We start from the raw sequence: 24551 nt of genomic DNA, 5'->3' as shown, positions 1-24551 counted from the left end.
CTGTCGCGAGCGGACGCCGGACGGGCGGCCGAGCCAAGGAAGGCGGTCCGCATGCCGGACGACACCGCAGAAGCCGTACGCCGGGCGGCCGAGGGCCTTGCCGGCGCCCTGACCGCGCTGGAGCACGAGGAGGACGAGAAGAACGCGCTGGCGTGGCTGCACAGCGCCACCACGAGCCTGCACGCGCTCTGCGGGGGAACGGACCCGGCGGAGCACGCCCGCCGCATCGCCCTGATGACGCTCGTCCGGCACCTCGACGAACTGCAGCTGGCGGTCCTGGCGTTCCAGCACCGCAGGGCGACCCGGCCCGAGGAACCACCGCCTTCGCCGCCAGCGGCGAAGGCCCCGGCGGCGGCGACACCCGAGGACCCGGCACCGCGGCGGACACCGGCACGGACCGCCTCGCGCGCCGCGGCGGCCTCCCCGCCGGACGGCCGCGAGGCCGAGCTGCGGAGGCTGACCGAGACCTGGTGGCCCGAGAGCCCGGCGGGGAAGGGGCGTCCCGCCCGGTTCCACCCCGAACTCCCGGGCCTCCAGACCAAGGTGGCGAAGGAACGCCTCCGGAACCCCGGCACGCCGGAGGCGCTGGCACGGGGACTGCGCCTGGACGCGCTCCGCGTCAACCCCCACGACGCCGCCTCGCCGCTGTTGGACCTGGAGAAGCTGCTCGGCGTCCGCTCCCCCGGGGACGCGCTGCTGCCCGGCTGGGACGACGTGCTGGAGGCCGTCGGCATCCCCCGCACCGGGCAGGCGGCGGGCGACGGCCTGCCGTCGCTGTGGCGCGAACTGGTCGGCCTGCTGGCGCCCTCCGTCGACCCGCAGGACGCGTCGCCGCCCCACACGGAGAACCCTGAGGAGACCGGGGCGCTGTGCCGGCTGGTCGCCGGCGCGGCGCAGCTCGTCGCCGTCGTCGACGAGAGCACGCGCTCGGGATGCGGCGGCCTGGCGCTCATCGACCAGCCGGCGGGGGACCAAGGGGTCCGGCAACTCGACCGGGCGCGGGTCGCCAATTGGAAGACCCATCTGCACCGGTGCCTGCGCACGCTGCGCCGGCAGTCGTCCAGCCGCGCCGCGGGCCCCGACCGGGAGGCCCATGTCGCGACCCTGGTCCAGCTCGACGAGATCCTCGCGCAGATCGTGCCGGACCCCGTCCCGCCCCGCGACAGCTGGTGGGAGAAGCGGCGGCGCGAGGCCGTCGAGCAGGTGGCGACCCTGCTGAAGGGCGAGGGCGCCGAGCAGCGCGGCGGCTTCGCCAACTACCAGACCAAGGAGAACCTGGACAGCCTCGTCCAGGACTCGATCACGGTGTACGGGCGGGGCGACACCGCGGAGGTCCTGTGGTGGGTCCGGCTGCCGTATGTGATCACCCGTCAGGGCGAAGCCGTGCTGCGGCCGGGACGGGTGATCTGGACCCCGCGCGGGCACGGCTGACATGCCCGCACCGGCGCCCCGGCACCTGCCGGAACCCCCGCCGCCGTCCTGGGCCGCCGATGTGGCCCGGGTCCTCGGCGCCACCCCGACCGGGGAGCGGGCCGGCCTCAGACCGGCGCTCGCCGGGGACGTCGGGCGCGACCCGGCCTCCGCGGACGCGGTGGGCCACCGGATCGCCCTGGTGCGCGCGGCACCACTGCCCGCCGGGTTCCGCGCGGTGCTCGACGGCGCTCTCGACGCGGCGACCGCGGGCGGCCCGGCAGGACCCGGACCGCTCGTGCGCCACGAACTGCTGGACGCCGCGGTCGGACCCGCGGCCCCGGACGGGGAGGACCGCGCGGCCGAGCGCGTCGTGCGGCAGGCGCACGCCGTGCTGGTGGCGGTGGAGTACGGGGAACTGGAGCCGGCCGCGCGCGGTGCGGCGTCCGGCACGCGGCTCGGGGCCCGGCTCCGGGCCCTGCGCCACATCCTCCCCACGGCGGTGGCCGCCGTGGGCGCGGACCGTACGGCGGTGCTGGTCCTGGGCGCGGACGCGCTCGGGGTGGGCGCGCGGCCGCGCCTGCGCGAGTGGTCGGCCGCGGCGGCCCGCCGCGTGCTCGGCGAGGCGGCGGCGTCCCTCACCGTGGTGCCCGTGCTGCCCGGGCACGCCGCGGCCGCCGGGACCGGGCGGGAGCGGACCGCCGCGGGCCTGACCGACCTCGCCGACCGGGTCCTCGGCCCGTGGACAGCGTCGGCCGGCGGGACCGTGGCCAGGCTGTCCACGCTCCGCTACGCCGCCGCCCTGCGCTCCGCGCGGCAGGGGTTCGCCCGCGCGGCGGGCCCGGGCCGGGCCGCCTCCCCGCCGGACCCCGTGCGCCTGCTCGACCCTTCCTACGCGGCGGAGTTGCGCGCCCGCTTCCTCGCCGCGTCCTGCGCCCCGCTCACCGCCCTCGCGCTCCGCGCACTCCAGGAGGAACCACGGTGGAAACCCTCGTCTACGTCGTCCTGAGCCTCTCCCTGGCCGGCAACGCGCTGCTGCTGTGGACGGTGCGACGCCGCCGTCCCCGCGTGGGCCCCGCGGAGGTGGCCGAGCGGATCGTCCGCGTCGAGGTCCCCGGCCCCGAACGCGTCGTCCAGGTCCCGGGCCCGGAACGCATGGTCAAGGTCGAGATACCGGGCCCCGAGCGGATCGTCCGCGTCGAGGTCCCCGGCCCCGAACGGGTCGTACGGATCGGCCCCGCCCCGGAGTTCGGCCCGGGCCCCTTCCCGCCCGCCGTGCCCGGCGGCCTCGCGCTGGGCCGGGACGCCGTCCACGACACCGTCGTCGACGGCGCCGACCTCGGGTCGCTCCACGTACGGGGCGGCTCGCTGCGGGGCGGGCGCCACCGCGCCGACCAGAGGTTCCGGCGCGACGCCTTCCTGACCCGCACCCTCCCTGAGTTCCCCCGTCCCACGCTGCTGTCGGCGGTCGCCGCGGGCAACCCGCTGGGCCTGTGGTCACGGACCGCGGCCGAGCTGCTGTGCGAGTCGCTCGGCACCCAACTCGACGCCTTCGCCAAGCCGCTGGACACCGCCCTGTCGGACGACGCGTCGCCGGAGACGGTGACCGACCTGCTGCGCACGGCCCTCCGCGGCACGGCGAACAGCCTCGAACGGCTCGGCCACCGCCACCAGGCCGACACCGGGGACGTGTCGGCGGACGTCCTGGCGGTGCTCTCCCCGCTCGGCGAGACCCCCGTCCGCCGCCACCTCGTCCTCGGCACCGGCACCGGCGTGGCGTTCCTGCTGCGCGACGGCGCCTGGCACCCGGTGCTGGAGCTCTCCGAGGCCACCGCGTGGGCACCCGGCCGCGCCCTGCCCGCGGGGTGCGAACTGCGCCACCAGTCCGTGCACACCCGCCCGGGCGACGTGCTGGTCCTGTGCACCGGCGCCACCGCGGAGCTGATCCGCCGCCCCGACGTCGCCAAACACCTCGCCGACGCCTGGACCGCCGGCTCCCCCGACCTCCTGGGGTTCCTCCAGCAGTCCGCCTTCCGCACGGCCGGCGCCGACACCGACCGCACACTGGTGTGCCTGTGGGAGGCCGCCTGACGGTGGATGGCCCCCCGACGGCCACCGGCTCTCGACCTGCGTCCGAACGGCCGTGAACTCCCCCGCCCGCCACGCCTCACCGGCCGCGACCGCCGGACCGCAGCGGACAGCGAACGGGCGAACGGGTGCAGGCCGCCCAGACCCTGCCGGACGCCGGTGTGCCCGAAGGAAGCCCTTGGCGGGCCTGAACTCCCTCACCCGCACGGCAAAAGCGGCCCCCGCCACGCCTCATCGGCCGTGCGCGCCGGACCGTAGCGGACGGCGAACACGTGCAGGCCGCCCCCGTAGCTTGCCGGTCGCCGGTGCGCCCGCGAGGAAGCCTCGGCAACCCGGCGGCGGCGCGTCGACGGCCGCGCAGACGCAACGTCGGCTCGCCCGCGTCATCCCTCGACAGCGGCCCGCCAACAGCCGGGAACTCCCCCCACCAGACCGAGGAACGCGGCCCACGGCTCCACGGCCGCCGTGACGGCCGGAGCACAGCGGACTTGACAGGTGGAGGTCGTCCGGGCCCCGTGGAGGGCCCGCGCCGACATGCACCGGACGCCGGTGTGCCTGCGGGGAACGTCATGACGGCCCGGGACCGACCCGCCGTCGGCACGGCGACAGCCGTGGACTCCCCCACCCGCAGGGCGAACGGCTCCACGGCCGGACCGGAGCGGACGGCAAACACGTGCAGGCCGCCCGGGCCCTGTCGGCAGCGCCGCCTCAGCGGCCCCGCAGGCGCAGCGTCGGCTCGCCCGCGTGGTCGCCCGACGGCGGACCCACGACGGCCGTGAACTCCTCCGCCCGCACGACGAGATCGGCCCCGGCCGGCTCGAAGGACGGCTCGAACGGCTCCGCCGCCGTGGCGGCCGGACCGTAGCGGACGGCGAACAGGTGGAGGCCGTCCGGGCCCTGCGGGACGGCGGGGGCCTCGATGGCGGTGGTCGCGGTGATGTGGCGCCAGCCCTCGTCCGGGTTGCCGAAGCCGCGGGGGTCGGCGGCGAGGCGGAAGGCGGCCTGCTCCTGGGTGAGGCCGATCGTGGTGGGGCTGTTGAAGTACGCGGTGCCGTCGGCCCCGGGGAAGTCCGGTGTCGTGAGGCGGAGTCCGGCCGCGCCGGCGACGGCCATGCCGCCGATGACGAGCGCGCCGTCGGTGGTGTGCCGCAGGCCCTTCGCCGCGAAGTCCACGCCCGCGGCGTGCCGGAGTTTGGCGAGGCGGTCGCCGTGCGCGGTGGCGTACGGGAGGCCGGCCAGCAGGTAGGGCTCGCCGGGGCGGCGGTCGACGGCGACGACGAGCCACAGGCGCACGCCGTCGGTGACGTACAGGGACCGGGTGTGGACCAGGTCCCCGTCCCTGGTGACCACGGGCTTGGTGACCAGTTTCGCCGTGAGGCCGGGCCCGGCGGCCGCGTCCCGTACGCGGACCCGGCCGAACGGCCGGGTGAGCAGGAAGCCGTCCTCGGCGGGGCCGATGCCGTGCTGGCGGCTCACGGCGGCGGGCAGCAGCACCGTGCGCCCCGCCTCGACGACGGCGGGCGTCAGGCGGTCGTCGAAGGAGACGCTGACGCCCTCGCGGCGCAACTGGTGCCGCACGGCGCCCTCGCGCGGGGCGCGGTGCCAGCCCGGCGGGTCCTGCGTCTGCCAGACCAGCATGAAGGCGAAGTGCCCGTCGAGCGCGCCGTCGGGGCCGGCGGCGTGCCGTGCCCAGCGGGTGTCGCCGAGGTAGCGGCCGAGGTCGGCGCGCACGCGGCGGCTGAAGTACCGCAGCCCCAGGACGGCTTCGAAGCCGCAGTGCTGCTCGCTGTAGCGGGGGCCGCCGACGTCGTAGCCGCCGGAGGAGAGGCGGGCGTCGATGTAGCGGGCGATCTCGTCGCCGTCCGTGGCGAAGACCTCCTCGCCACTGACGCGGTGGGCCTGCGCGAGGAAGGACAGCGAGATCGGGCCGTAGTTGTTGTCGTACGCGCCGCCGTGCTCCGCGGGCAGCAGCGCGCCCCGGTCGGGGAGGCGGCGGGCGCGCACCTCGCGTTCGTACAGCTGCATGGCGGTGGCGCGTACGGCCGCACCGGCCGCCGCGGGCAGGTGGCGGGCGAGCATAAGGCCGCCGACGACGCAGCCGATGGCCTGGTTGGTCGCGTCCTGGGGATTGAAGAAGGTGATCTCGGTGAGCCGGCGCCAGTAGCCGCGGGCCAGTTCGGTGAGGGCGGCGCGGTGGGCGGCGTCGAGCAGCCCGTCGGCGGCGTCCAGGATGTTGACGGCCTGGAGCAGCGCCCACACGGTGCTGGGCCAGTCCCCGAGCGGGTGCTCGCCGTCGCCGAGGGAGTAACGGGCGTACGGCACAGCGGAGTCACGGACCCGCAGGTTGGGGTAGCCCGGGTTGTCGTGCACGTAGACGCGTTCGCGCAGGTGGAACGCGAGGCTTCGCCGGACCGGTTCGGCAAGGTGCTCCAGGGCGCCGCCGGAGCGCCGGAAGGCGAGCGCCAGCAGCGAGGTGACGCCCAGTGAGGTGTCTCCGACGTCGAGCACGCAGCCGGGGCGCTCCAGGTTGCCGTCCTCGGTGATGCGCGCCAGCGCCTCCTCGGCGACGCGCGCGAGCACGGTGTCGTAGGCATCCGGCGCGTCCGGGAGGTCGTGGAGGGCGCCGCGCTGGTAGGTGAGGTACACCGGGTCGGTCTCGGGTGCTGCTGCCACGGTGGTCCCGGCCCTTCGTTCCGTTGGTGACGGCCCCGAGGACAGCGTAGGGCCGGACCGGTCGCGGGAGGGGAGTGTCAGCCGTCCGCGTCCGGCATGGCGTCCAGGGCCCGTCCCAGGCGGTCCAGCCATTGCGCGGCGGTGCCGCCGACCCGGGGGTGGGCGGCGCGGAAGGCGTCCCAGTCGACGGAGTGCGGCGCGACCCGTGCGAGACGCGGTTGCGCGGCGGGGTGGCCGGGCTCCCGGCGCATCACCTGGTGCAGCAGGCGCGGGGAGAGGGCGATGCCGGGCCCTTCGGCGAGGAGGACCGCGTCGTAGAGGTCCTTGCCCTGCGCGCGGCCTTCTGCCGCGGCATCGGCCTGGAGCCACAGCAGCTTCCAGGCGAGGGAGAGTTCGCGGCTCGCGGTGCGCACCACCGCCGGGGGGCCGCCGTCGCCGCGCGGCACGGCGGTCAGCACCGGCGCCTCCGGCATCCGTTCGTCGCGGGCGAAGTCGAGGCGCACCTCGCCCGGGGGCAGTCCGTCGGCGTGCCAGGGGACGACCAGGCGCACGCCGGGAGTGTCGTACTCCGTGTACGTCCAGTTGCCGTCGTGGCCGGCGCCGTTCGCGTCGAGCCGCACGCCGGGGGCGGCTTCGGGGTGCCTCCGCACCAGTTCCAGCAGTTCGCCGGGCGGGCCGTCGGAGGGGTCGGGTTCCGGATCGGTGATCCAGCGCAGCCCTTCGGGCGGGACGCGGGCCCGCAGTCCGCCGGTGCCGAACTCCTCGTCCGCCCATATCTCGGGGCCAGCCGCGCCGTCGGCCGCCTCGGGCCACTGCTGGACGGTCGCCAACTCGTCGACGTACGGGTGGGGGTGGAGCGGATCGACCGGCACGGCCAGGGAGGGCGGCACGATCCAGTCGAGGTCGGCCGGCTCGCGGGCGGCGGCGCCGACCCAGGCGGGCATGACCATGCTGCCGCGCAGCACGAGCAGGTCGCCGAGCGGGGACCGGGCGACCAGGCCGAGCAGATGGTCGAGCACGGCCCGGTGCGCGGCGGCCGCGGGGTCGCGTTCCTCGCGGGCGTTCACCGGCCGGGCTCCCCGCCGGTGCGGCGTGCCGCCTCCGCCGCGGCTACCACGTGGGCCGGACCGGGCCGTTCGGGGCGACGCGGTGCAGGTCCTCGGCCAGGGCGCGCAGGCGGTCGCGGCCGAGGACGCCGGTCCAGGGGCGGACGGCGTCGGCGGCGGCGGCCTCGGCGGCGCGGGTGCAGTCGTGGCCCCGGCCGGTGAGGACGACGAGCCGCGCACGGGCGTCGTCGGGGTGCGGGCGGCGTTCGGCGTAGCCCTTGGCGACGAGTTCGTCGACGAGCTGACCGGCGGCCTGGCGGGTCACGCCGAGATGCGCGGCGAGTTCGGTGACGGTGGCACCGCCCGCGGCCATGCGGGCGAAGGCGAAGCCGTGGGCGGGGCGCAGGTCGGTGTAGCCGCGGGCGACGACGCCGTCGTGGATGGCGGCGGTAAGCGCGCCCGCCGCCGCGAGCAGGTTGACGCCCAGGGCCGTGGCCAGGGCCTCCTCGTCGTTCATGGGATCACCTTGACACAGTGCGCAAGCAGCTTGAACATATGAGCAAGTCACTTGCGCAAGCTGCTTGCCCATATCGACAGGAGTCCACCATGCCCGTCGTCCGTGCCTCCGACGCCCATGTGCACGATCTGCACGGCGTCCGCTTCGTCTCGTACGCCGCGACCGCCACCGGCAGCCGGGAGATCTGCGCCTGGCGCGGCGAGGTGCCGCCGCGCACCGCCGGACCCGCGCACGTCATCAGCCGGGAGGAGGTCTTCCTGGTGCTCGGCGGCACACCTCGGCTCTCCCTGGACGGGGACCGCCACGACCTCTCCCCCGGCGACGTGGCCATCGCGCCCGCCGGATGCTCCCTGGTCCTGGAGAACCCGGCGGACGAGCCCGCCGTGCTCTGGGTGACCACGAGCACCGGGCTGGAGGCGTCCCTTGCCGACGGCTCGCGCCTCAGCCCGCCGTGGGCACGCTGAGGCGGCCGGGCCTCACTGCAGGTGCGCGGTGTCGTTCCACAGGGTGATCGCGGGGTCGCCGTACTCCCAGCCGAGGACGGAGAGCGACGCGGGCGCCAGGCTCAGCACCATGCCCCGCATCGGGTCCAGACGCAGCCAGCGGGCGGCGAGGGTGCGCAGGAAGTGGCCGTGCGCGAAGACCACGGCGTCGCTGTCCTCGGACTTGGCCCAGGCCACGACCTCGTCGGCGCGGTTGGCGACCTGCCAGGAGGTCTCACCGCCCACGACGCCGTCCCGCCAGATCACCCAGCCCGGCCGCTCCTCGCGGATCTCCGGCGAGGTGCGGCCCTCGTACTCCCCGTAGTCCCACTCGCGCAGCGCGTCCCAGGACTCCGCGCGGTCGCCGAACCCGGCCAGCTCGCAGGTCTCGCGGGCGCGCTGGAGCGGGCTGGTGCGGACCCGGGCGCCCGGGAAGTCGTGCCAGGGGGCGCGGGCGAGGCGCTTGCCGAGCAGCCGCGCCGCCTCCCGCCCCTCCTCGGTCAGCGGGATGTCGGTACGGCCGGTGTGCTGGCCGCTCTTGGACCACTCGGTCTGTCCGTGCCGCACGAGCACGAGGCGCGAGGCCATCAGGAAGCCACCTCCTTGTGGACGGCTTCGATGTTGTTGCCGTCCGGATCGCTGACGAAAGCGCAGTACGCGCGGTACTCGGGCCAGTGACGCGGGGCGTGCCGCGAGGTGCCGCCGGCGGAGACCGCGGCGGCGTGGAAGGCCTCGACGGCCGCCCGGTCGGACGCGGCGAAGGCGATGTGGGCGCCTCGGGTGGGCTGCCCGTCCGCCCGTTCGAGGGAGAGCGACGGGGTGTCGCGGTCCGGGTGCCAGTACTCGACGACCCCGTCCGCCTCGTGGCCGACGGACACGCCGAGGGCCGCCAACGCGGCCGTGTAGAAGGCGCGACTGGCCTCGTGGTCGGCGGCGAAGACGCCGATGTGGTGCAGGAACCGTTCCGCCGAGCCCTCTGAGGTCACGGGGACAGTGTCCCTCCCGACCGGGCGGTCGCACAAAACGGCGCCCGGCCGGCCGGGGGGACCGCGACCGCCGCGGACGGGGCACGTACGCTGCCGCTCGCCGGGCACTGCCCGGCGGGACCGCGACGCCGCCGAGGAACGAGGAGCCGGATGACCCCCGCGACACAGCCCCTGGACGTGCGATGGATCCACGGGTCCCCGTCCGCGAAGCACAACACCGACCCCGACATCCAGGTGTTCGCGTACTCCGAGGACACCGTCGTGCTGCGGCAGAACAAGGCGGTCCACTACGAAGCGCCCTTCCTCTTCCTGCTCTTCGGCGAGGAGCGGGCGGTGCTGATCGACACCGGGGCCACCGAGTCCGCCGCGTTCTTCCCGCTGCGCCGGGTCGTGGACGAGCTGGTCGACGCCTGGCGGGAGCGGCATCCGCGGGACGGGTACGGGCTGCTGGTGCTGCACACGCACGCGCACGGCGACCACGTCGCGGGCGACGGGCAGTTCGCGGACCGCCCGGACACCGTCGTCGTCCCGGCCGGGCGCGAGGGCGCGTGGCCGTTCTTCGGCTTCGACGCGGACCCGGACGCGGTGGCCCGCATCGACCTCGGCGGCCGCGTCCTGGAGTGCCTGGCGACGCCCGGCCACCACGAGGCCTCGGTCACCTACTACGACCCCCGCACCGGCTTCCTGCTCACCGGCGACACGGTCTACCCGGGCCGCCTGTACATCGCCGACTGGGCCGCCTTCGTCCGCACCGTCGACCGGCTCATCGCCTTCGCCGCGGAGCGCCCGGTCAGCCATGTGCTGGGCTGCCACATCGAGATGAGCCGCGACCCAGGTGTGGACTACCCGATCCGCACCACCTACCAGCCGGACGAACCGCCGCTGGAGATGACGGTCGGCCAGCTCCACGAGATCCGGCGGGCGATCGACGAGATCGGCGAGCGCCGGGGCAACCACCCCTACCCCGGCTTCGTGATCTGCCGGCAGGACTGAGCCGTGCACGCCGCGGCCGTGCCCTGACCGTCACGGCGGTGGCGCAGCTCGCCAGGGGCCCCGCCGGAGGCGGCGATTCTTCGCGTGGAGGCTCCACCGCCAGTTGCGGGCGGGCGACCGGGAGCGGGCGCTCAGCCGACCGGCAGTCGATCGACCGTCAGAACCTCGTCCCTGGCCGAGGCCGGGATCGAGGACCCGGTCGTCTTCAAGGAGGACCGCTGCATCTCCAGCCGCCTCCACCCGCTCCCGCGGCCGGGTCCTGCCGGCCCTGGCCCCGCCGTCGCGAAGACACTCGGCTATCGCGACACGACCGCCACCCGGCTGGTCACCTATGCCGGCGGAACCTGAAGCCGATCGCTCCTGGCGACCACGATCGGTGACCGCCGGAGGACGAACACTCAGGCAACCGACGCTCTGAAAGGATCGGTGGGGACGATTCCCGCCTCGTCGAAGAGCTTCTCCAACGCCTCGTGCCCGTGACGCCCGCGGAACTCTATCTCAGCTGTCGTTACGGGCAGGCTCCACAGGATGCGCGCGTGGCCCCCGGGAACGGGACAGTGTTCAAGGTCGGGTCCGTGGAGATAGGGAAGGCTGATCAGCAGGTGATCGCAGGTTGAACCCGGCACCCACGGTTCACCGATCGGCAGGCTGTGCTCCAGGTCGAGCTGATGCCCTCCGCAGTGGTAGTAGGCGATCATCGCCATGACCTCGATGAACCGCTGGTCGCGGACGTGGGCCGTCATGACGAACTCAAGGCCGTGACCGTCCTTCTCCATCACGGCCCAGCACCCGGCGGTCACATAGGCCCAGCTGTCGCTGCGGGGACCGGGCCCCACAACGAGTACCCGCAAATCAGGCAACACCTCTCGCCGTTCCGGCCCGAGGTCGCAATCGACGACATCCACGGAGTGGCCCTCGAAGAACGCCCGGACATGTGCCTCAACGGCCTCCGCGGCCGACACCCTCGTCTCGCTCACCGCGCGATCATCCCACCGCGATTGACCGCCTCGGACGGCTCACTCGGCGTCATGGAGCTGCCGACGTCAGCGACGCACATACGAGACTTCGACATGCGAGCCCACCAGTCCCGAGGCCGGGAACGCGCCGCGTCAGGGGGCCTCGTCCCCGCGCGCCGGCGCGGAACTGCGCACCAGGACGCCGCGTACGGGCACCGTGCCCGCCGCAGTGTCCGCCGCGGGCGCGGCCGCCTCCGCCTGGCGTCCCCAGCGCTTGGCGATCACCGCGCAGACCATGAGCTGCATCTGGTGGAAGAGCATCAGCGGGAGCACCGCGAGGCCGGCCTGCGCGCCGAACAGCACGGTCGCCATGGGCAGTCCGGCGGCGAGGCTCTTCTTCGACCCGGCGAAGACGATGGTGATCCGGTCCGCCCGGCCGAAGCCGAGGCGCCGCGCCCCGTACGAGGTCAGCGCGAGCATCGCGGCCAGCAGCAGGGCCTCCGACAGCAGCAGCCCGAGCAGGCGCAGGGGCGTCACCAGGTGCCAGATGCCGCCGACCACACCCTCGCTGAAGGCGGCGTAGACGACCAGCAGGATGGAGCCGCGGTCGACCAGGCCGAGCACCTTCTTGTGCCGCAGGACGAAGCCGCCGATCCAGCGGCGCAGCACCTGTCCCGCGGCGAAGGGCACGAGCAGCTGGACCACGATCCCGAGGACCGAGTCCATCGAGAAGCCCGCCCCGCTGCCGCCCAGCAGCACCGCCGCGAGCAGCGGGGTGAGCACGAGACCGGCGAGGCTGGAGAAGGAGCCCGCGCAGATGGCGGCGGCGACGTTGCCGCGCGCGAGGGACGTGAAGGCGATCGAGGACTGGATGGTGGAGGGCACCAGGCACAGGAAGAGCAGTCCGGTCCACAGCTGCGGCGTCAGCAGGTACGGCACCAGGACGTGGGCCGCCAGGCCGAGGACGGGGAAGAGGACGAACGTGCAGGCCAGTACGGTCGTGTGGAGCCGCCAGTGGCGCAGCCCGTCCATCGCCTCGCGGGTGGACAGCCGCACCCCGTACAGGAAGAAGAGCAGCGCCACGGCCGCGGTGGAGGCCCCTCCCGCCACATGGGCGCCCGCGCCCCGGGCGGGCAGCAGGGCCGCGAGCAGTACGGTGCCGAGCAGCGCCGCGATGTAGGGGTCCAGGGGGAGCCAGGACGGGTAACGCAGGCGGCGCATGGACTTCCTCATCGGTGCACGGACGTGGCCTCGCCAGTTTGCCCGCCGCGCGGTCGATCGTAAATGGCATTGACCGCACTGACTGTCATCACGTTTCGCGATGGACATCGCTAGTCTGGGGGCATGTTCGACCCGGTGCAGCTGCGGACCTTCGTCACGGTCGCGGGGACGCTGAGCTTCACGCAGGCCGCCCGGCGGCTCGGCCTGCGCCAGTCGACCGTGAGCCAGCACGTGCGGAAGCTGGAGGAGGAGGCGGGACGGCAGTTCTTCGCACGCGACACGCACAGCGTGGAGCTGACCGAGGACGGCGAGGCCATGCTCGGCTTCGCGCGCACGATCCTGGAGGCCAACGAGCGGGCGGCGGGCTGGTTCGCGGGCACCCGGTTGCGCGGGCGGCTGCGGCTGGGCGCGTCGGAGGACTTCGTGCTGACCCGGCTCCCGGAGATCCTGGAGGCGTTCCGGCGCGAGCATCCCGAGGTCGACCTGGAGCTGACGGTCGAGCTGTCGGCCACCTTGCACCGGCGGCTGGCCGCCGGACGGCTGGACCTGATGCTCGGCAAGCGCGCGGCCGGCGACACGCACGGTGAACTGGTGTGGCGGGACCGGCTGGTGTGGGTGGCCGCGGAGCGGTTCCGGCTCGACGCGCGGCGGCCGGTCCCGCTGATCCTCTACCCCGCCCCGGCGATCACCCGGGCCCGGGCGCTGGAGGTCATGGAACGGCACGCCCGGTCGTGGCGGATCGCGTGCACCAGCGGCTCGCTGAGCGGGCTGGTCGCCGCGGCCCGCGCGGGTCTCGGGGTGATGGCACACGCCGAGGGACTCCTCCCGCCCGGTCTGGTGCGGGTGCCGTCCCGCGCGGGGCTGCCGGACCTCGGCGGGGTGGACTTCGTCCTGCTGCACGGATCGCGGCGGCCCGCGGCCAGGGAGGCGGCGGACGCGCTGGCGGCGGCGATCCTCGACGGATCCCTCAGCGGGTCCCTCAGTGGATCCCTTCCGTCGTGATCTGCTTCACCAGGCGCAGGTAGGGCACGGTCTCCACATGCCGGACGCCCTCCAGCGCGCCGACCTGCTCGCTCAGATAGCGGTACATCTCCGCGGTGTCCCGGCAGATGACGATGGCGACGATGTTGGACGAGCCGGTGGTCGCCGCGACGAAAGCGGTCTGCCGGTGGGCGGCCAGCGCCGTGCCGACCGAGTGGAGCTCCGCCGGGGCCGCGGTGATCCAGAACACCGCCCGGGTGCCGTGGCCGATCCACGCCGTGTCCAGCTGCACGTCGGTGTAGAGCACGCCCGAGCCGCGCAACTGCTCCAGCCGGCGCTTGACGGCGGACTCCGACAGCCCGGTGGCCCGGTGCAGTTCGGGGTAGGTGGCGCGCCCGTCCCGCGCCAGGGCGGCGAACAGGGCCTCGTCGGCGGCGTCGAGGACGACGGTGCCGGGTTCCGGCAGGTCCGGCGGGGGCAGCCGCAGGGCATCGGCCTCCTGGGCGGTGAGCGCCTCCCGTTTGGCGAACCACCCCAGCGCGCCGCCGTAGAAGGTGTGCAGGATGCTGTGGGCGCCGATCTCCACGATGCTCGGGGTGCGCGGCAGCCGGCCCAGCAGCAGCGCGTCGTGCTCGTCGTGGCTGCGCGAGCGGGTGACGCACATGACCTCCGTGCCGCCCGCCATCAGCGAGATCCACGCCGTGTCCGCGCGCCGGGCCAGCGCCTTGGCGAGCGACTCGGCCGCCTCCGGCGTGCTGCGCAGCCGCAGCGCCCAGCGGGTCCTGCCGAGCAGTTCCTGCTCGGGCAGGGCCAGCACGCGCATCCCGAAGTCGGCGTGCAGGCGACGGTAGCGGCGCGCCACGGTCTGGTCGGAGACGCCCAGCACGTCCGCGAGGCGGCTGAAGGGGGCCCGTCCGTCGAGTTGCAAGGCGTGCACCAGGCGCAGGTCGAGCTCGTCGAGCATGTGGGAATCCCCCATCTTTTCTCTCCTCATGTCGGAATCCGGCGCATCACGGCTCGTGGCTGGAGGAACCGGGCCGTCCTTGGCGATGGTACGGAAGAGGGTCCCCGTCGAGGGACCGCGGGGGACGTCAAGGAAAAGGGAAAATCCATGCGCAAGTGGGGACCGCTGGTCGCGGTCTGTCTCGGCACCTTCATGCTGCTGATCGACGTGACGATCGTGATCGTCGCGCTCCCGGACATCGCGGACGCGCTGAACGCCTCGCTGTCCGACCTCCAATGGATGATCGACATATACGCGCTGGCGCTGGCCGCCCTGCTGCTCGGCGCCGGTTCGGCGGCGGACGTCATCGGGCGCCGCCGGATGTACGTGGTGGGGACGGCGCTGTTCGCCGCCGCGTCGCTCGCCTGCGGCCTGGCACCCGGGGCGGGCTGGCTCGTGGCCATGCGCGCCGTGCAGGGTGTGGGCGCGACGGCGATGTTCGCCACCACGATCTCGCTGATCGGCGCGGCCTACCAGGGACGCGACCGCTCGGTGGCGCTCGGCGTGTGGGGCGCGGTCAGCGGCGCGGCGGCGGCGCTCGGCCCGGTGCTGGGCGGCCTGCTGACGCAGGGACTGGACTGGCGGTGGATCTTCTTTGTCAACCTGCCGGTGAGCGTCGTCACCATCGCGCTCACGCTGCGCGTGGTGGGCGAGTCGAAGGGCGGCCACGGCGGCGCGCGGATCGACTGGCCGGGCACCGCGTCCTTCACCGCTTTCGCCGGGCTCACCACCTTCGCGGTGATCCGCGCGGACGAGGCCGGTTGGGCCTCGGCGCGCACGGCGACGACGTTCGCCTGCGCGGCGGCGGCCCTGGTGGTCTTCGTGCTCGTGGAACGGCGGTCCGCGCACCCGATGCTGGACCTCGCGCTCTTCCGGGACCGCTCGTTCACCGCCGTCATGGTCGGCGCGTTCGCCCTCGCCGGTACGGCGTTCGGCGTCCTGGCGTACACCTCGCTGTGGCTGCAGACCCTGCTGGGGCTGAGCCCGGTGCGCGGCGGCCTGGTCCTGATCCCGCTGGCGCTGGCGGCGTTCGTGGCCTCGGCGGTGGGCGGCCGGCTCCTGCACGGGGCGCCGTACCGGCTGGTGATCGGCGGCGGCCTGGTGCTGATCGGCGCCGGGGCGCTGGCGCAGGCGGTGCTGGACGCGGGCTCCGGCTGGGCCTCGCTGACCGTGGGCCTGGTGGTGGCCGGCCTCGGCGTGGGCCTGGTCAACCCGGCGATCGCGGGCGCGGCACTGGCCTCCGTACCGCCGCGGCGCGCGGGCATGGCGGGCGGCGCGGTCAACACCTTCCGCCAGCTCGGCTACGCGCTGGCGGTCGCCGTCTTCGGCACGCTGCTCACCGGGCGGATGGAGGACTCGCTGCGCGACTCCGGCGTCCCCGCCCCGCACGCCACCGCGCGGGTGCTCGCGGGCGGCGGCGCACGGGAACTGCTGGCCCGGGTGCCCGAGGCGCAGCGGCCGGCGGCCGACCACGCGCTGCACGCCGCCTTCGCCGCGGGGCTCGACGCGGCCGCCGTGACCGCCGGCATCGCGGGGCTGGTCGCGGGCGCGGTCGTGCTTGTCCTCGTACGGTCGAAGCCGCAGGCGGCAGCACCGGAACGACCCGTTCCGGAGCCGGTGGGCGCTGTAGAGCGAGGGTGATACCCGCGCGGGGATTTGGTGCAGATCCGGACGGCGCCCGATCCGTCCGGACGCTCCCTCCCGGCCCCATGTTCCTTGCGGTAACAGGGAATCCGCTCGTCACCGGCGTGTGAGGGCCTCTCCGCAGACCCTCACACACGGTTTTCGCACCCCTCCCGCCCCGCCGCGCCATCGGGTAGCTTCTGCAACCGCCCGAGCGGCCGAGGAGCGACGTTGCGCGAGTTCACCATTCCCCCACTGGTGACGGCACCCCAGGTCGGCGGTCTGGCGGACTCCGTGTTCGCCGCCGCCGCGGAGGAGCCGGACCGTGTCGTGCTCGGCCGCCGGACCGGTCCCGAGGGCGCCGAGTGGGAGGACGTCACCGCCGCCCGCTTCCGGGACGAGGTCCTCGCCGTGGCCAAGGGCCTGCTGGCGCACGGCATCCGCTTCGGCGACCGGGTCGGCCTGATGTCCCGCACCCGCTACGAGTGGACCGTGCTGGACTACGCGCTGTGGACGATCGGCGCCCAGCCGGTGCCGATCTACCCGACGTCCTCCTCCGAGCAGGTGCGCTGGATGCTGCAGGACTCGGGCGCGGTGGCCTGCGTCGTGGAGCACGAGGACCATGCGATGACCATCGGCGCGGTCGTCGACGAACTCCCCCGGCTGGCCCGGCTGTGGCAGCTGGACTCCGACGCGCTCACCGAACTGGCCCGGGACGGCGCCGACGTCGACGACGACCTGGTCCACCGGCACCGCATGGCCGTCACCCCGGACGGCCCGGCCACCGTCATCTACACCTCGGGCACCACCGGCCGCCCCAAGGGCTGCGTGATCACCCACGCCAACTTCATGGCCGAGGCCGACAACGTCATCGCCAAGTACGAGCCGGTCTTCCACTCCCGGCCCGGCGACGAGGCCTCGACCCTGCTCTTCCTCCCGCTCGCCCACGTCTTCGGCCGCATGGTGGAGGTCGCGGCGGTGCGTGCCCGGGTGCGGCTGGGCCACCAGCCGAACCTGGCCGCCGCCGAACTGCTGCCGGCGATGGCCTCCTTCAAGCCGACCTTCGTGCTCGCGGTCCCGTACGTCTTCGAGAAGGTCTTCCAGGGCGCGCGCCGCAAAGCCGAGGCAAACGGCAAACTGGGGCCGTTCGAGAAGGCCGTCGAGATCGCCGTACGGCACGCGGAGGCCACCGAGGCGCGCGCCTTCGGCACCGGCCCCGGCCCCAGCGCCGGACTGCGGATGCAGCACCAGCTGTACGAGAAGCTCGTCTACGGCAAGGTGCGCGCGGCCCTCGGCGGCAAGGTCCGGCACGCCTTCTCCGGCGGGTCGGCGATGGACCGGCGGCTCGGGCTGTTCTTCGACGGCGCCGGCGTGCGGATCTTCGAGGGGTACGGACTGACCGAGACGACGGCCGCCGCCGTGGCCAACCCCCCGGAGCAGACACGTTTCGGCACGGTCGGGCTGCCCATCCCCGGCACCTCCGTGCACATCGCCGACGACGGCGAGGTGTGGGTGCACGGAGGCCAGGTGTTCACCGAGTACCTCAACAACCCCAAGGCCACCGCGGAGGTCCTGCACGACGGCTGGCTGGCCACCGGCGACCTCGGCGCGCTGGACGAGGACGGCTATCTGACCATCACCGGGCGGAAGAAGGAGATCCTGGTCACCAGCGGCGGCAAGTCCGTCTCCCCGGTGGTGCTGGAGGACCGGGTGCGGTCCCATCCGCTGGTGTCGCAGTGCGTCGTGGTCGGCAACGACCGTCCGTTCATCGCCGCGCTCCTCACCCTCGACCCCGAGGGCGTCGGGCACTGGCTGACGATGCGGGGCAAGCCGCAGCTGCCGATCGCCCGGCTGATCCACGACGCCGACCTGGAGACCGAGATCCGCCGGGCGGTGGTCGCCGCGAACACCCTCGTCTCGCAGGCGGAGTCGATCCGTACCTTCCGCATCCTGGCCGGCCAGTTCTCCGAGGAGGAGGGGCTGCTCACGCCGTCGCTGAAGCTGAAGCGGAAGGCGATAGAGAAGACGTACACGCGGGAGATCGAGGCCCTGTACCGGCACTGACCGGGGACGTCGCGGGAATGCCTGCCGGGATGCGATCGTTGGCACCCACGTTACGTGTATACCGAACGAGAACCTAAGGATCAGCCGCCTGTGAGCACGGTCCCCGACATCACCCTCAACAACGGCATCACGATGCCCCAGCTCGGCTTCGGCGTCTGGCAGGTGCCGGACGACGAGGCGGCCGTCGCGGTCGCCACGGCCCTGGAGGCCGGCTACCGCAGCATCGACACCGCCGCGCTGTACCGCAACGAGCAGGGCACCGGCCGCGCCATCGCCGCCTCCGGCATCGCCCGTGAGGACCTGTTCGTCACCACCAAGCTGTGGAAGACCGATCTGGGCCACGACAACGCGCTGCGCGCCTTCGACGCCTCCCTGGACAAGCTCGGCCTCGACTACGTCGACCTCTACCTGATCCACTGGCCGAGCCCCGCGCGCGGCCTGTACCTGGAGACCTGGCGCGCCCTGGAGAAGATCCACGCCGACGGCCGGGCCCGGGCGATCGGCGTCTCGAACTTCCCCGTCGCGCAGCTGCAGCACGTCCTCGACGAGGGCACCGTCGCGCCCGCCGTCAACCAGATCGAGCTGCACCCGAATCTGCCGCAGGCCGAGCTGCGCGCCTTCGGCGCGGCGCACGGCATCGCCACGGAGGCCTGGTCGCCGCTCGGCCAGGGCCGCGGCCTGCTCGACGAGCCCGCGCTCGCCGCGCTGGCCGCCAAGCACGGCAAGAGCCCGGCCCAGATCGTGCTGCGCTGGCACCTCCAGCTCGGCAACGTGGTCATCCCCAAGTCCGTGACCCCCGCGCGGATCAAGGAGAACATCGACGTCTTCGGCTTCGAGCTGGACGCCGAGGACCTGGCGGCCATCGACGCCCTCGACAACGACGGCCGCCTGGGCCCCGACCCGATGGTCTTCAACTGACATAGGCCTCGCCCCGCACGGCACAAGGGCGGCGGACCGGTGACCGGTCCGCCGCCTCTGCCGTTCCCGGCAGTCGCCCAAGCGCCCTGGCTTCGGTAACCCCCCGCGCCGTGAAGGGGGTTGAGGCACCGGCCTGGCCTGCGGTCATGCTGGACCACGAGAGGGAGGCCGCCCGGTACGACGCCACCCGGGGCGGGACACCGCGGGCCCGGGCCGCCGCCGAGGCGGTGCTGGGGCTGGTGCCACGGCAGGCGCGCACGCTGCTCGACGCGGGGTGCGGGACGGGCCTGGTGACGCAGCGGTACGCACGTCCCGGGCTGCGGGTGCCGGGGGTGGACGGCGCGACCGCCATGGCACGGATGGCCAGGGCCCGAGCAGGGCCGGGCATCATGGTCGCCGACGTCCGCCGGCTGCCGTTCGCGACGGGGTCGCTGGACGCCGTGTCCACGCTTTGGGTGCTGCATCTGCTGCCGTTCGCGACGGACGTGGTCGCGGAATGCGCGCGGGTCCTGCGGCCCGGCGGGGTGCTGGTCACCACCGTCGACAAGGACGCCGGGCACGACGTGGGCAGCGACATCGACGCGCTGCTCGGACCCTTCCGGCGGCGCGAGCCGTACGACGCCGAGGGGCCGGTCCTGCGGCACGCCGCGGCGCACGGCCTGCGTCCCGCCGGGGAGGCCCGCTTCACCGGCCACGGACAGGGCCGGACCCCGCGCGAGCTCGCCGCACGGATCGCCGCGGGCCACTTCGCCACCGCGCTCGTGCTGGGCGCGGGGGACGCCGCCTCACCGGCCGGGCGGCCGGCGGCCCTGCCGGACCAGGACAGGCCTCGGCCCGATCCGGTCTTCCGGCCGGTCGCCCTCGCCAAGGGCCCGGATTCCCTTACAGAGGCGGCTCGTTGAGGAGTTCCTTCAGCCACAGCGTCATCCGCTCGACCGGCACCGTTCCGGTGGCGGTGCCGGAGCCCGTGGCGGGGAAGACCCGGCCCCAGGTGTGGGCGCGGCCGACCGCGCCGACCCGGCAGGCCAGGCTCGCCAGCCGGCGCAGCGCGGGCAGGTCGTGGCCCTCGCCGCCCCAGGATTCCAGGTAGCGGTCGCGCAGCCGGGCCACCACCTCCGGGCCGTCCGCGCCGTGCCGCCGGTGCGCCATCCGGGCGGTCACGAGCAGGCTGGTGAAGGGGTGGGCGAGGGCCGCGTCGCCCCAGTCGAAGAAGACATAGGCGTCGCCGCGGTGGAAGACCTGGTCGTCGTGGAGATCGGCGTGGTCGAGTGCCGCGCCGATGCCGGACCCGTCGAGTTCCGCGCACCAGTCCGCGAACCGCGGGCGGACGGCACGGACGTCGGCGGGCGCGTCGGTGCGGTGGATCAGCTCGTCCAGCCGCTCCGGCAGCCGCGCGGGCCGCAGGTCGGGCACTCCCAGTGCGGCCATCTCCTCCGCGCGGTGCGCGGTGGCCCGCTGCAGGGCGGCGTACGCGCGCAGCGGGGCCTCCCAGTAGTAGGGGCTGCCCCCCGGCCGGTCCGCGGTGCCGGCCAGCAGCGGCCCGCCGTCCGGCAGCAGCGCCCAGGCGCGCCCGGTGTCCACCGCCAGCGGCGCCAGCACCCGGCCCGGCACCCACCCGTGCAGGGCCCTGGTCAGCGCGGGCTCGAAGGCGGAACCCGGGGGGTTCGCCTTGAACCACACCGTCTCCCCCGAGGCGGTGGGGATGCGCACGACCACCGACCAGGGACGCAGCCGGGCCAGCCACTCCTCCCGCGCCCGCGGTCGCAGACCGCGGGCGGTGATGGCCTGCTCCGCCCAGGCGAGGGCGTCGTGCCGCCACGCCCGGTCCGCCCAGGGCGTCGGCCCCTCGTGCTCGCCGATGTCGATCCGCGGTTCCCGCTCCATCAACGCATCACAGCACGACCGCCCGCGCCGCGCACCTGCGTTACGGTCGGCGCATGACGACGACCACCGCCGGCCCCGGCCCGTCCGTCGCGGGGGTGGGCGCCCTGCTGCGCGGCTGGCGCGAACGGCGCCGGATCAGCCAACTGGAACTCGCGCTGCGGGCCGACAGTTCGGCCCGGCACATCAGCTTCATCGAGACCGGCCGCTCGCGTCCCAGCCAGGCCATGGTGCTGCGGCTGGCGGAGCACCTGGACGTACCGGTGCGGGAGCGCAACGCCCTGCTGGTGGCGGCTGGTTACGCTCCCTCCTTCCCCGAGACGCCGCTGCGCGACCCCGCCATGAGCCCGCTGCGGGACGGCCTCGACCGGCTGCTGGCCGCGTACGACCCGTACCCGGCGCTGGTCCTGGACGGCATGTACGACGTCGTGGCCGCCAACCGCGGGGTCGGCCTGCTCCTCGACGGTGTCGCCGGGCACCTGCTGCGGCCTCCGATGAACGCCCTGCGGATCACCCTGCACCCGCAGGGTCTCGCCCCGCGCATCCTCAACTTCCGCGAGTGGCGCGGCCATCTGCTGGAGCGCGTCGAGCGCCAGATCACGATGAGCGGCTACGCGCCGCTGCGCCGGCTGCACGAGGAGCTGGCGGCCTATCCGGTGGACGGCGCGCACCCGGACCCGCCCGCGCCGGACGGCCCGCACGTCCCCTTGGCGCTGCCGCTGCGGGTCGCCCACGGGGGCCGGGAGCTGTCGTTCCTCTCGACGGCCGCCACCTTCAACACCCCCATGGACATCACGGTCTCCGAGCTGGCGATCGAGACGTTCCTGCCCGCCGACCCGGAGACCGCCGCCGCCCTCAGGGCGGGAACGCCGCCCGTCAGCCCTGCGGAATCCGGTCCAGGAAGCCGCTGACCGAGCGGATCCGGCCGTCCTCGGCCAGTGTGATCACGTCCGACCCGGCCACCGGTGCGGTTCCCGCGGGCGCGCCCTGCGGCCCCAGCTCCCAGGAGAACCGGGCGATGTCGTGGTGGCCGTCCACGCTGCCGGTGAGGGTGAACACCAGGCCGGGGAACTGCTCCGCCACGCCGCCGATGAGCGCGTCGATGGCCTCGTGGCCGGTGGCGTCGGCCAGCGGGTCGGTGTAGCGGCCGTCCTCCGTCCACGCGGCGGCCACGGCCTTGGCCCGTGCTTCCGCGTTCCCGGGGCCTCCGGCGTTCCATGCCTCGAAGTACCGGGCCACCGCGGTCTCGTACCGGTTCTGCTCCATGCCTTTTCCTCCCGCTCGTTGTGGTGGGCCCGGCGGACGGGGTGGAGTGCGCGGCCCGTCCGCCGGTACGTCCACCCTGCCGGGACGGCGCGGAGGCGTCGATTACCTCGGAGGTAGCGGCAGGTGGTCGCCGAGGACGGGGGCGATGGCCTCGGCGTAGGCGTCGGCCATGTGGCTCTCGTCGCGGTAGACGAAGACGTCGCCCACGACGACCGGGCAGGCGCCCGCGTCCGTGCAGAACCAGCGGGTGGGGTCGAGGACGGTCCCGCCGGTCGTACGGGCGGCCGCGCGGATCGCGGCCCCGCGGAGGGGGTCGCGGACCGCGCCGGGCAGGTGGTTGGTGCAGCGTTCGAGGTGCAGGGGGCGGGTGGCCGCGCAGTCGACCGCGTCGGCCCGGGGCCACGGGGTGTCGAGGAGGGCGACGACGCGGGTGCCGTCCCGTGCGAGCGCGCGGTAGGTGGCCGCGAAGCCGGCGGTCCACTGCCGCAGCGGGTCGTCCGTCCGCCGGTCCGGAGTACCGGCGTCGGAGGAGGAGGCGACGACCAGCGCCGGGTGCAGGGCGTGGATCCGGGCGAGGGCCTTGGCCCGCCACTGGTCGCAGGCGCGGTACGGGCCGCCCCCGTTGACGGTGGTCACCTCGGCCACCTTGCAGGAGGCCTTGGTCAGTGAGACCAGCTTCCAGTGGCGGGCCTTGGCCAGCCGGTCCAGCGCGGGGAACCACTGCGCCGCGTGGGAGTCACCGAAGAGGACCACGGTGCGGTCCGCGGACGTGTCGCCGTACACGCACGGCGACACCGCGGTACTGGCGTAGTTGACGTGGCAGCCGTCCTGGTAGACCGCCGACCGTGCGGACGTGATGTCCGCCAGCGCCGGGCGCAGGTTGCCGGGCAGGCTCGTCGCCGCGCCGTCCAGCAGCTCCGCGAGCCGCCCGCCCGGGTCGGGGGCGGCGGTGAGCGCGGGCCTCAGGGCGACCGCGGGCGCGCCGGAGTCGACGGCGGGCGGGAAGGCAGACGCGACCAGGACGGTCGCCACGGCGCCCGTCGTCAGCGCGGCGCCGAGCACGAGCCCGCGAGCGGGGCGCCTGAGCAGCGCGGGGTGGAAGCGCACCCGGTTCTCGACCAGGTGGAGCGTCAGCCACGCGGGCAGGAGGGCGAGGGCGCTCAGACCGACCCCGAGGAGCGGGTCCGCGGGTACCCCCAGCGCCACCGGGACGATCACCAGCAGCGGCCAGTGCCACAGGTACCAGCCGTACGAGAGTCCGCCCAGCCATGTCAGCGGCCGCCGGGCGAGCAGCGCGCGGGCACCCCACTGCGGTGCCGGCGCGCAGCCGCCCGCCAGGACGAGTACGGCACCGAGCACCGGCAGCAGGGCGTGGTGGCCCGGGAAGGGGGTGTCCGCGTCGAACACCACCGCGGACAGCAGGACACCGGCCAGCCCCGCCCACGTCATCGGCGCCGCCCACCGCGCGGGCAGTCTGCGCAGCCGGACCGCGGCCAGGGCGGTCAGGGCCCCCGCGCCGAGCTCCCAGGCCCGGGTGTGGAAGCCGAAGTACGCCCAGGAGGGCGAGCTCCGCGTCGTCCACACGCTCAGCCCGAACGACAGCAGGCAGAGCGCGGCGAGCGGCAGGGCCAGCCCGCGCCGGCGCCGGGTGAAGCGCGCGGCGGCGGGCAGGAGCAGCGGCCACAGCAGGTAGAACTGCTCCTCCACCGCGAGCGACCAGAAGTGCTGGAAGGGCGAGGGCGGGGCGCTCTGGGCGAAGTAGTCCGTGCCGTGGACGGCCAGCCGGAAGTTCACCGCGTACAGCGAACTGCCCAGCGCGTCACCGGCGTACTCGGCGAAGCGGATCTTCGACAGGAACAACCACGCGCCGGCGACCGTGGCGAGGACGACGATCGTGGAAGCGGGCAGCAGGCGCAGCGCCCGCCGGGCGTAGAAGGCGCGCAGGGAGACGGTGCCGGTGGCGAGCACTTCCCGCAGGAGGAGCGTGGTGATGAGGAAGCCGGAGATCACGAAGAAGACGTCCACGCCGGCGTAGCCGCCCGCCAGGTGCGGCACTTGCGCGTGCGCCAGGACCACCATCGTGACCGCGACGGCGCGCAGTCCCTGGATGTCCGGACGCCACGCGTGGCCCTTGCCCGCCCGGGCGGGGCGCGGCGCGGGGACGGCGGTGCGGGGCGCGGGCACGAGCGGCCCGCCCGCGCGTGGCACGGGCGGCGTGCGGTCGGCGAGGGATCTCGATATCACTCCCTGTACTGTCCGGATCCGCGCGCGCGTTCTTGTGACCCCGGTCATACGTGCGGAGCCCCCGTGGTGCCGGGTGGCGCCACGGGGCTCCGTCGCGGCGGGCCGTGAGGGAGCCGCCCGCGGGGAAACGAAGATCAGCCCTTGCGGGCAGTGACCTCCTCGGTCAACTGCGGCACCACCTGGAACAGGTCACCCACCA

Annotated in this window: 22 protein-coding genes; 11 read left to right on the top strand and 11 right to left on the bottom strand. The window is 74.6% G+C overall.

What is annotated here, in order from left to right; translation table 11 throughout:
- The first annotated feature begins 51 nt into the window (after nt 1–51).
- Genes ACIP64_RS12815 through ACIP64_RS12805 form a run of 3 tightly spaced genes read left to right on the top strand, consistent with a single transcriptional unit; the run spans nt 52 to nt 3501 of the window.
- Nucleotides 52–1431: a hypothetical protein gene (locus ACIP64_RS12815; RefSeq protein WP_401584835.1), complete on the top strand. Its 1380-nt coding sequence runs from the start codon at nt 52–54 to the stop codon at nt 1429–1431.
- A 1-nt stretch (nt 1432) separates the two neighbouring features.
- Complete coding sequence (locus tag ACIP64_RS12810) at nt 1433–2419, top strand: hypothetical protein (RefSeq protein WP_401584832.1); 987 nt, start codon at nt 1433–1435, stop codon at nt 2417–2419.
- Nucleotides 2392–3501 carry a protein phosphatase 2C domain-containing protein gene (locus ACIP64_RS12805; protein WP_401584829.1) on the top strand — a complete coding sequence of 370 codons (1110 nt, stop codon included), beginning with the start codon at nt 2392–2394 and terminating at the stop codon, nt 3499–3501. Before ACIP64_RS12810 ends, ACIP64_RS12805 begins: the two co-directional genes overlap by 28 nt.
- A 705-nt stretch (nt 3502–4206) precedes the next feature.
- Here ACIP64_RS12805 and ACIP64_RS12800 read toward each other — a convergent pair.
- The 3 genes from ACIP64_RS12800 to ACIP64_RS12790 form a co-directional block, all read right to left on the bottom strand.
- On the bottom strand, nt 4207–6144 hold the full coding sequence (locus ACIP64_RS12800) for a hypothetical protein (RefSeq protein ID WP_401585618.1): 1938 nt from the start codon (nt 6142–6144) through the stop codon (nt 4207–4209).
- Nucleotides 6145–6248: 104 nt separating this feature from the next.
- Complete coding sequence (locus ACIP64_RS12795) at nt 6249–7238, bottom strand: nucleotidyl transferase AbiEii/AbiGii toxin family protein (RefSeq protein ID WP_401584826.1); 990 nt, start codon at nt 7236–7238, stop codon at nt 6249–6251.
- Between the two features lie 43 nt (nt 7239–7281).
- A complete protein-coding gene (locus ACIP64_RS12790) occupies nt 7282–7734 on the bottom strand; it encodes a MarR family winged helix-turn-helix transcriptional regulator (RefSeq protein ID WP_401584824.1) in 453 nt (150 codons plus the stop codon).
- Between the two features lie 89 nt (nt 7735–7823).
- Between ACIP64_RS12790 and ACIP64_RS12785 the strand changes: the two genes are divergently transcribed.
- Nucleotides 7824–8198, top strand: coding sequence for a cupin domain-containing protein (locus ACIP64_RS12785; RefSeq protein WP_401584821.1), 375 nt, complete (start codon nt 7824–7826; stop codon nt 8196–8198).
- Between the two features lie 12 nt (nt 8199–8210).
- Here ACIP64_RS12785 and ACIP64_RS12780 read toward each other — a convergent pair whose 3' ends face one another.
- Entirely contained in the window at nt 8211–8804 is a 594-nt protein-coding gene (locus tag ACIP64_RS12780; protein WP_401584818.1) for a histidine phosphatase family protein, read from the bottom strand.
- Nucleotides 8804–9202: a VOC family protein gene (locus ACIP64_RS12775; RefSeq protein ID WP_401584815.1), complete on the bottom strand. Its 399-nt coding sequence runs from the start codon at nt 9200–9202 to the stop codon at nt 8804–8806. Before ACIP64_RS12775 ends, ACIP64_RS12780 begins: the two co-directional genes overlap by 1 nt.
- Nucleotides 9203–9352: 150 nt before the next feature.
- On the opposite strand from ACIP64_RS12775, the gene ACIP64_RS12770 reads away from it, so the two are divergent.
- Complete coding sequence (locus ACIP64_RS12770) at nt 9353–10195, top strand: MBL fold metallo-hydrolase (protein WP_401584813.1); 843 nt, start codon at nt 9353–9355, stop codon at nt 10193–10195.
- Between the two features lie 398 nt (nt 10196–10593).
- Here ACIP64_RS12770 and ACIP64_RS12765 read toward each other — a convergent pair whose 3' ends face one another.
- A complete protein-coding gene (locus ACIP64_RS12765) occupies nt 10594–11172 on the bottom strand; it encodes a suppressor of fused domain protein (protein WP_401584810.1) in 579 nt (192 codons plus the stop codon).
- 132 nt (nt 11173–11304) lie between these two features.
- Nucleotides 11305–12372, bottom strand: a complete 1068-nt coding sequence (locus tag ACIP64_RS12760; protein ID WP_401584807.1) for a bile acid:sodium symporter family protein — start codon at nt 12370–12372, stop codon at nt 11305–11307.
- Nucleotides 12373–12495: 123 nt separating this feature from the next.
- Between ACIP64_RS12760 and ACIP64_RS12755 the strand changes: the two genes are divergently transcribed.
- A complete protein-coding gene (locus tag ACIP64_RS12755; protein ID WP_401584805.1) occupies nt 12496–13374 on the top strand; it encodes a LysR substrate-binding domain-containing protein in 879 nt (292 codons plus the stop codon).
- Here ACIP64_RS12755 and ACIP64_RS12750 read toward each other — a convergent pair.
- On the bottom strand, nt 13352–14332 hold the full coding sequence (locus ACIP64_RS12750; protein WP_401584803.1) for an Lrp/AsnC family transcriptional regulator: 981 nt from the start codon (nt 14330–14332) through the stop codon (nt 13352–13354). The two genes, ACIP64_RS12755 and ACIP64_RS12750, sit on opposite strands and share 23 nt — an antisense overlap.
- A gap of 132 nt (nt 14333–14464) precedes the next feature.
- Between ACIP64_RS12750 and ACIP64_RS12745 the strand changes: the two genes are divergently transcribed.
- From ACIP64_RS12745 to ACIP64_RS12730, 4 genes are all read left to right on the top strand, one after another.
- Nucleotides 14465–15997 (top strand): MFS transporter, encoded by a 1533-nt coding sequence (locus ACIP64_RS12745; RefSeq protein WP_401584801.1) that lies wholly within the window; start codon nt 14465–14467, stop codon nt 15995–15997.
- A 213-nt stretch (nt 15998–16210) separates the two neighbouring features.
- The gene (locus ACIP64_RS12740; protein WP_401584798.1) at nt 16211–18043 is read left to right on the top strand and encodes an AMP-dependent synthetase/ligase; all 1833 of its coding nucleotides are present in this window, start codon (nt 16211–16213) and stop codon (nt 18041–18043) included.
- 90 nt (nt 18044–18133) lie between these two features.
- Entirely contained in the window at nt 18134–18961 is an 828-nt protein-coding gene (locus ACIP64_RS12735) for an aldo/keto reductase (RefSeq protein ID WP_401584795.1), read from the top strand.
- A 146-nt stretch (nt 18962–19107) separates the two neighbouring features.
- On the top strand, nt 19108–19863 hold the full coding sequence (locus ACIP64_RS12730; RefSeq protein WP_401584792.1) for a class I SAM-dependent methyltransferase: 756 nt from the start codon (nt 19108–19110) through the stop codon (nt 19861–19863).
- Here ACIP64_RS12730 and ACIP64_RS12725 read toward each other — a convergent pair.
- Complete coding sequence (locus ACIP64_RS12725; protein ID WP_401584789.1) at nt 19844–20845, bottom strand: aminoglycoside phosphotransferase family protein; 1002 nt, start codon at nt 20843–20845, stop codon at nt 19844–19846. The genes ACIP64_RS12730 and ACIP64_RS12725 overlap by 20 nt on opposite strands.
- Nucleotides 20846–20898: 53 nt before the next feature.
- Here ACIP64_RS12725 and ACIP64_RS12720 point away from each other — a divergent pair, with 53 nt between their 5' ends.
- The gene (locus tag ACIP64_RS12720; RefSeq protein ID WP_401584787.1) at nt 20899–21753 is read left to right on the top strand and encodes a helix-turn-helix domain-containing protein; all 855 of its coding nucleotides are present in this window, start codon (nt 20899–20901) and stop codon (nt 21751–21753) included.
- Here the strand turns inward: ACIP64_RS12720 and ACIP64_RS12715 are convergent.
- Entirely contained in the window at nt 21719–22108 is a 390-nt protein-coding gene (locus ACIP64_RS12715; protein WP_401584784.1) for a nuclear transport factor 2 family protein, read from the bottom strand. The two genes, ACIP64_RS12720 and ACIP64_RS12715, sit on opposite strands and share 35 nt — an antisense overlap.
- Before the next feature lie 102 nt (nt 22109–22210).
- On the bottom strand, nt 22211–24352 hold the full coding sequence (locus ACIP64_RS12710; protein ID WP_401584781.1) for an acyltransferase family protein: 2142 nt from the start codon (nt 24350–24352) through the stop codon (nt 22211–22213).
- Nucleotides 24353–24551 lie beyond the last annotated feature (199 nt).

It is taken from the genome of Streptomyces sp. NPDC088733, assembly GCF_044751185.1.
Lineage (GTDB): Bacteria > Actinomycetota > Actinomycetes > Streptomycetales > Streptomycetaceae > Actinacidiphila.
This window is presented reverse-complemented; position numbering and strand designations above follow the sequence as displayed.

What these genes read in the sequence shown, in the direction of transcription:
- ACIP64_RS12730 (WP_401584792.1), top strand. Translation starts at nt 19,108, where the DNA reads ATGCTGGACCACGAGAGGGAGGCCGCCCGGTACGACGCCACCCGGGGC.
- ACIP64_RS12780 (WP_401584818.1), bottom strand. Translation starts at nt 8,804, where the DNA reads ATGGCCTCGCGCCTCGTGCTCGTGCGGCACGGACAGACCGAGTGGTCC.
- ACIP64_RS12750 (WP_401584803.1), bottom strand. Translation starts at nt 14,332, where the DNA reads ATGGGGGATTCCCACATGCTCGACGAGCTCGACCTGCGCCTGGTGCAC.
- ACIP64_RS12785 (WP_401584821.1), top strand. Translation starts at nt 7,824, where the DNA reads ATGCCCGTCGTCCGTGCCTCCGACGCCCATGTGCACGATCTGCACGGC.
- ACIP64_RS12755 (WP_401584805.1), top strand. Translation starts at nt 12,496, where the DNA reads ATGTTCGACCCGGTGCAGCTGCGGACCTTCGTCACGGTCGCGGGGACG.
- ACIP64_RS12720 (WP_401584787.1), top strand. Translation starts at nt 20,899, where the DNA reads ATGACGACGACCACCGCCGGCCCCGGCCCGTCCGTCGCGGGGGTGGGC.
- ACIP64_RS12815 (WP_401584835.1), top strand. Translation starts at nt 52, where the DNA reads ATGCCGGACGACACCGCAGAAGCCGTACGCCGGGCGGCCGAGGGCCTT.
- ACIP64_RS12790 (WP_401584824.1), bottom strand. Translation starts at nt 7,734, where the DNA reads ATGAACGACGAGGAGGCCCTGGCCACGGCCCTGGGCGTCAACCTGCTC.
- ACIP64_RS12810 (WP_401584832.1), top strand. Translation starts at nt 1,433, where the DNA reads ATGCCCGCACCGGCGCCCCGGCACCTGCCGGAACCCCCGCCGCCGTCC.
- ACIP64_RS12745 (WP_401584801.1), top strand. Translation starts at nt 14,465, where the DNA reads ATGCGCAAGTGGGGACCGCTGGTCGCGGTCTGTCTCGGCACCTTCATG.
- ACIP64_RS12770 (WP_401584813.1), top strand. Translation starts at nt 9,353, where the DNA reads ATGACCCCCGCGACACAGCCCCTGGACGTGCGATGGATCCACGGGTCC.
- ACIP64_RS12715 (WP_401584784.1), bottom strand. Translation starts at nt 22,108, where the DNA reads ATGGAGCAGAACCGGTACGAGACCGCGGTGGCCCGGTACTTCGAGGCA.
- ACIP64_RS12725 (WP_401584789.1), bottom strand. Translation starts at nt 20,845, where the DNA reads ATGGAGCGGGAACCGCGGATCGACATCGGCGAGCACGAGGGGCCGACG.
- ACIP64_RS12760 (WP_401584807.1), bottom strand. Translation starts at nt 12,372, where the DNA reads ATGCGCCGCCTGCGTTACCCGTCCTGGCTCCCCCTGGACCCCTACATC.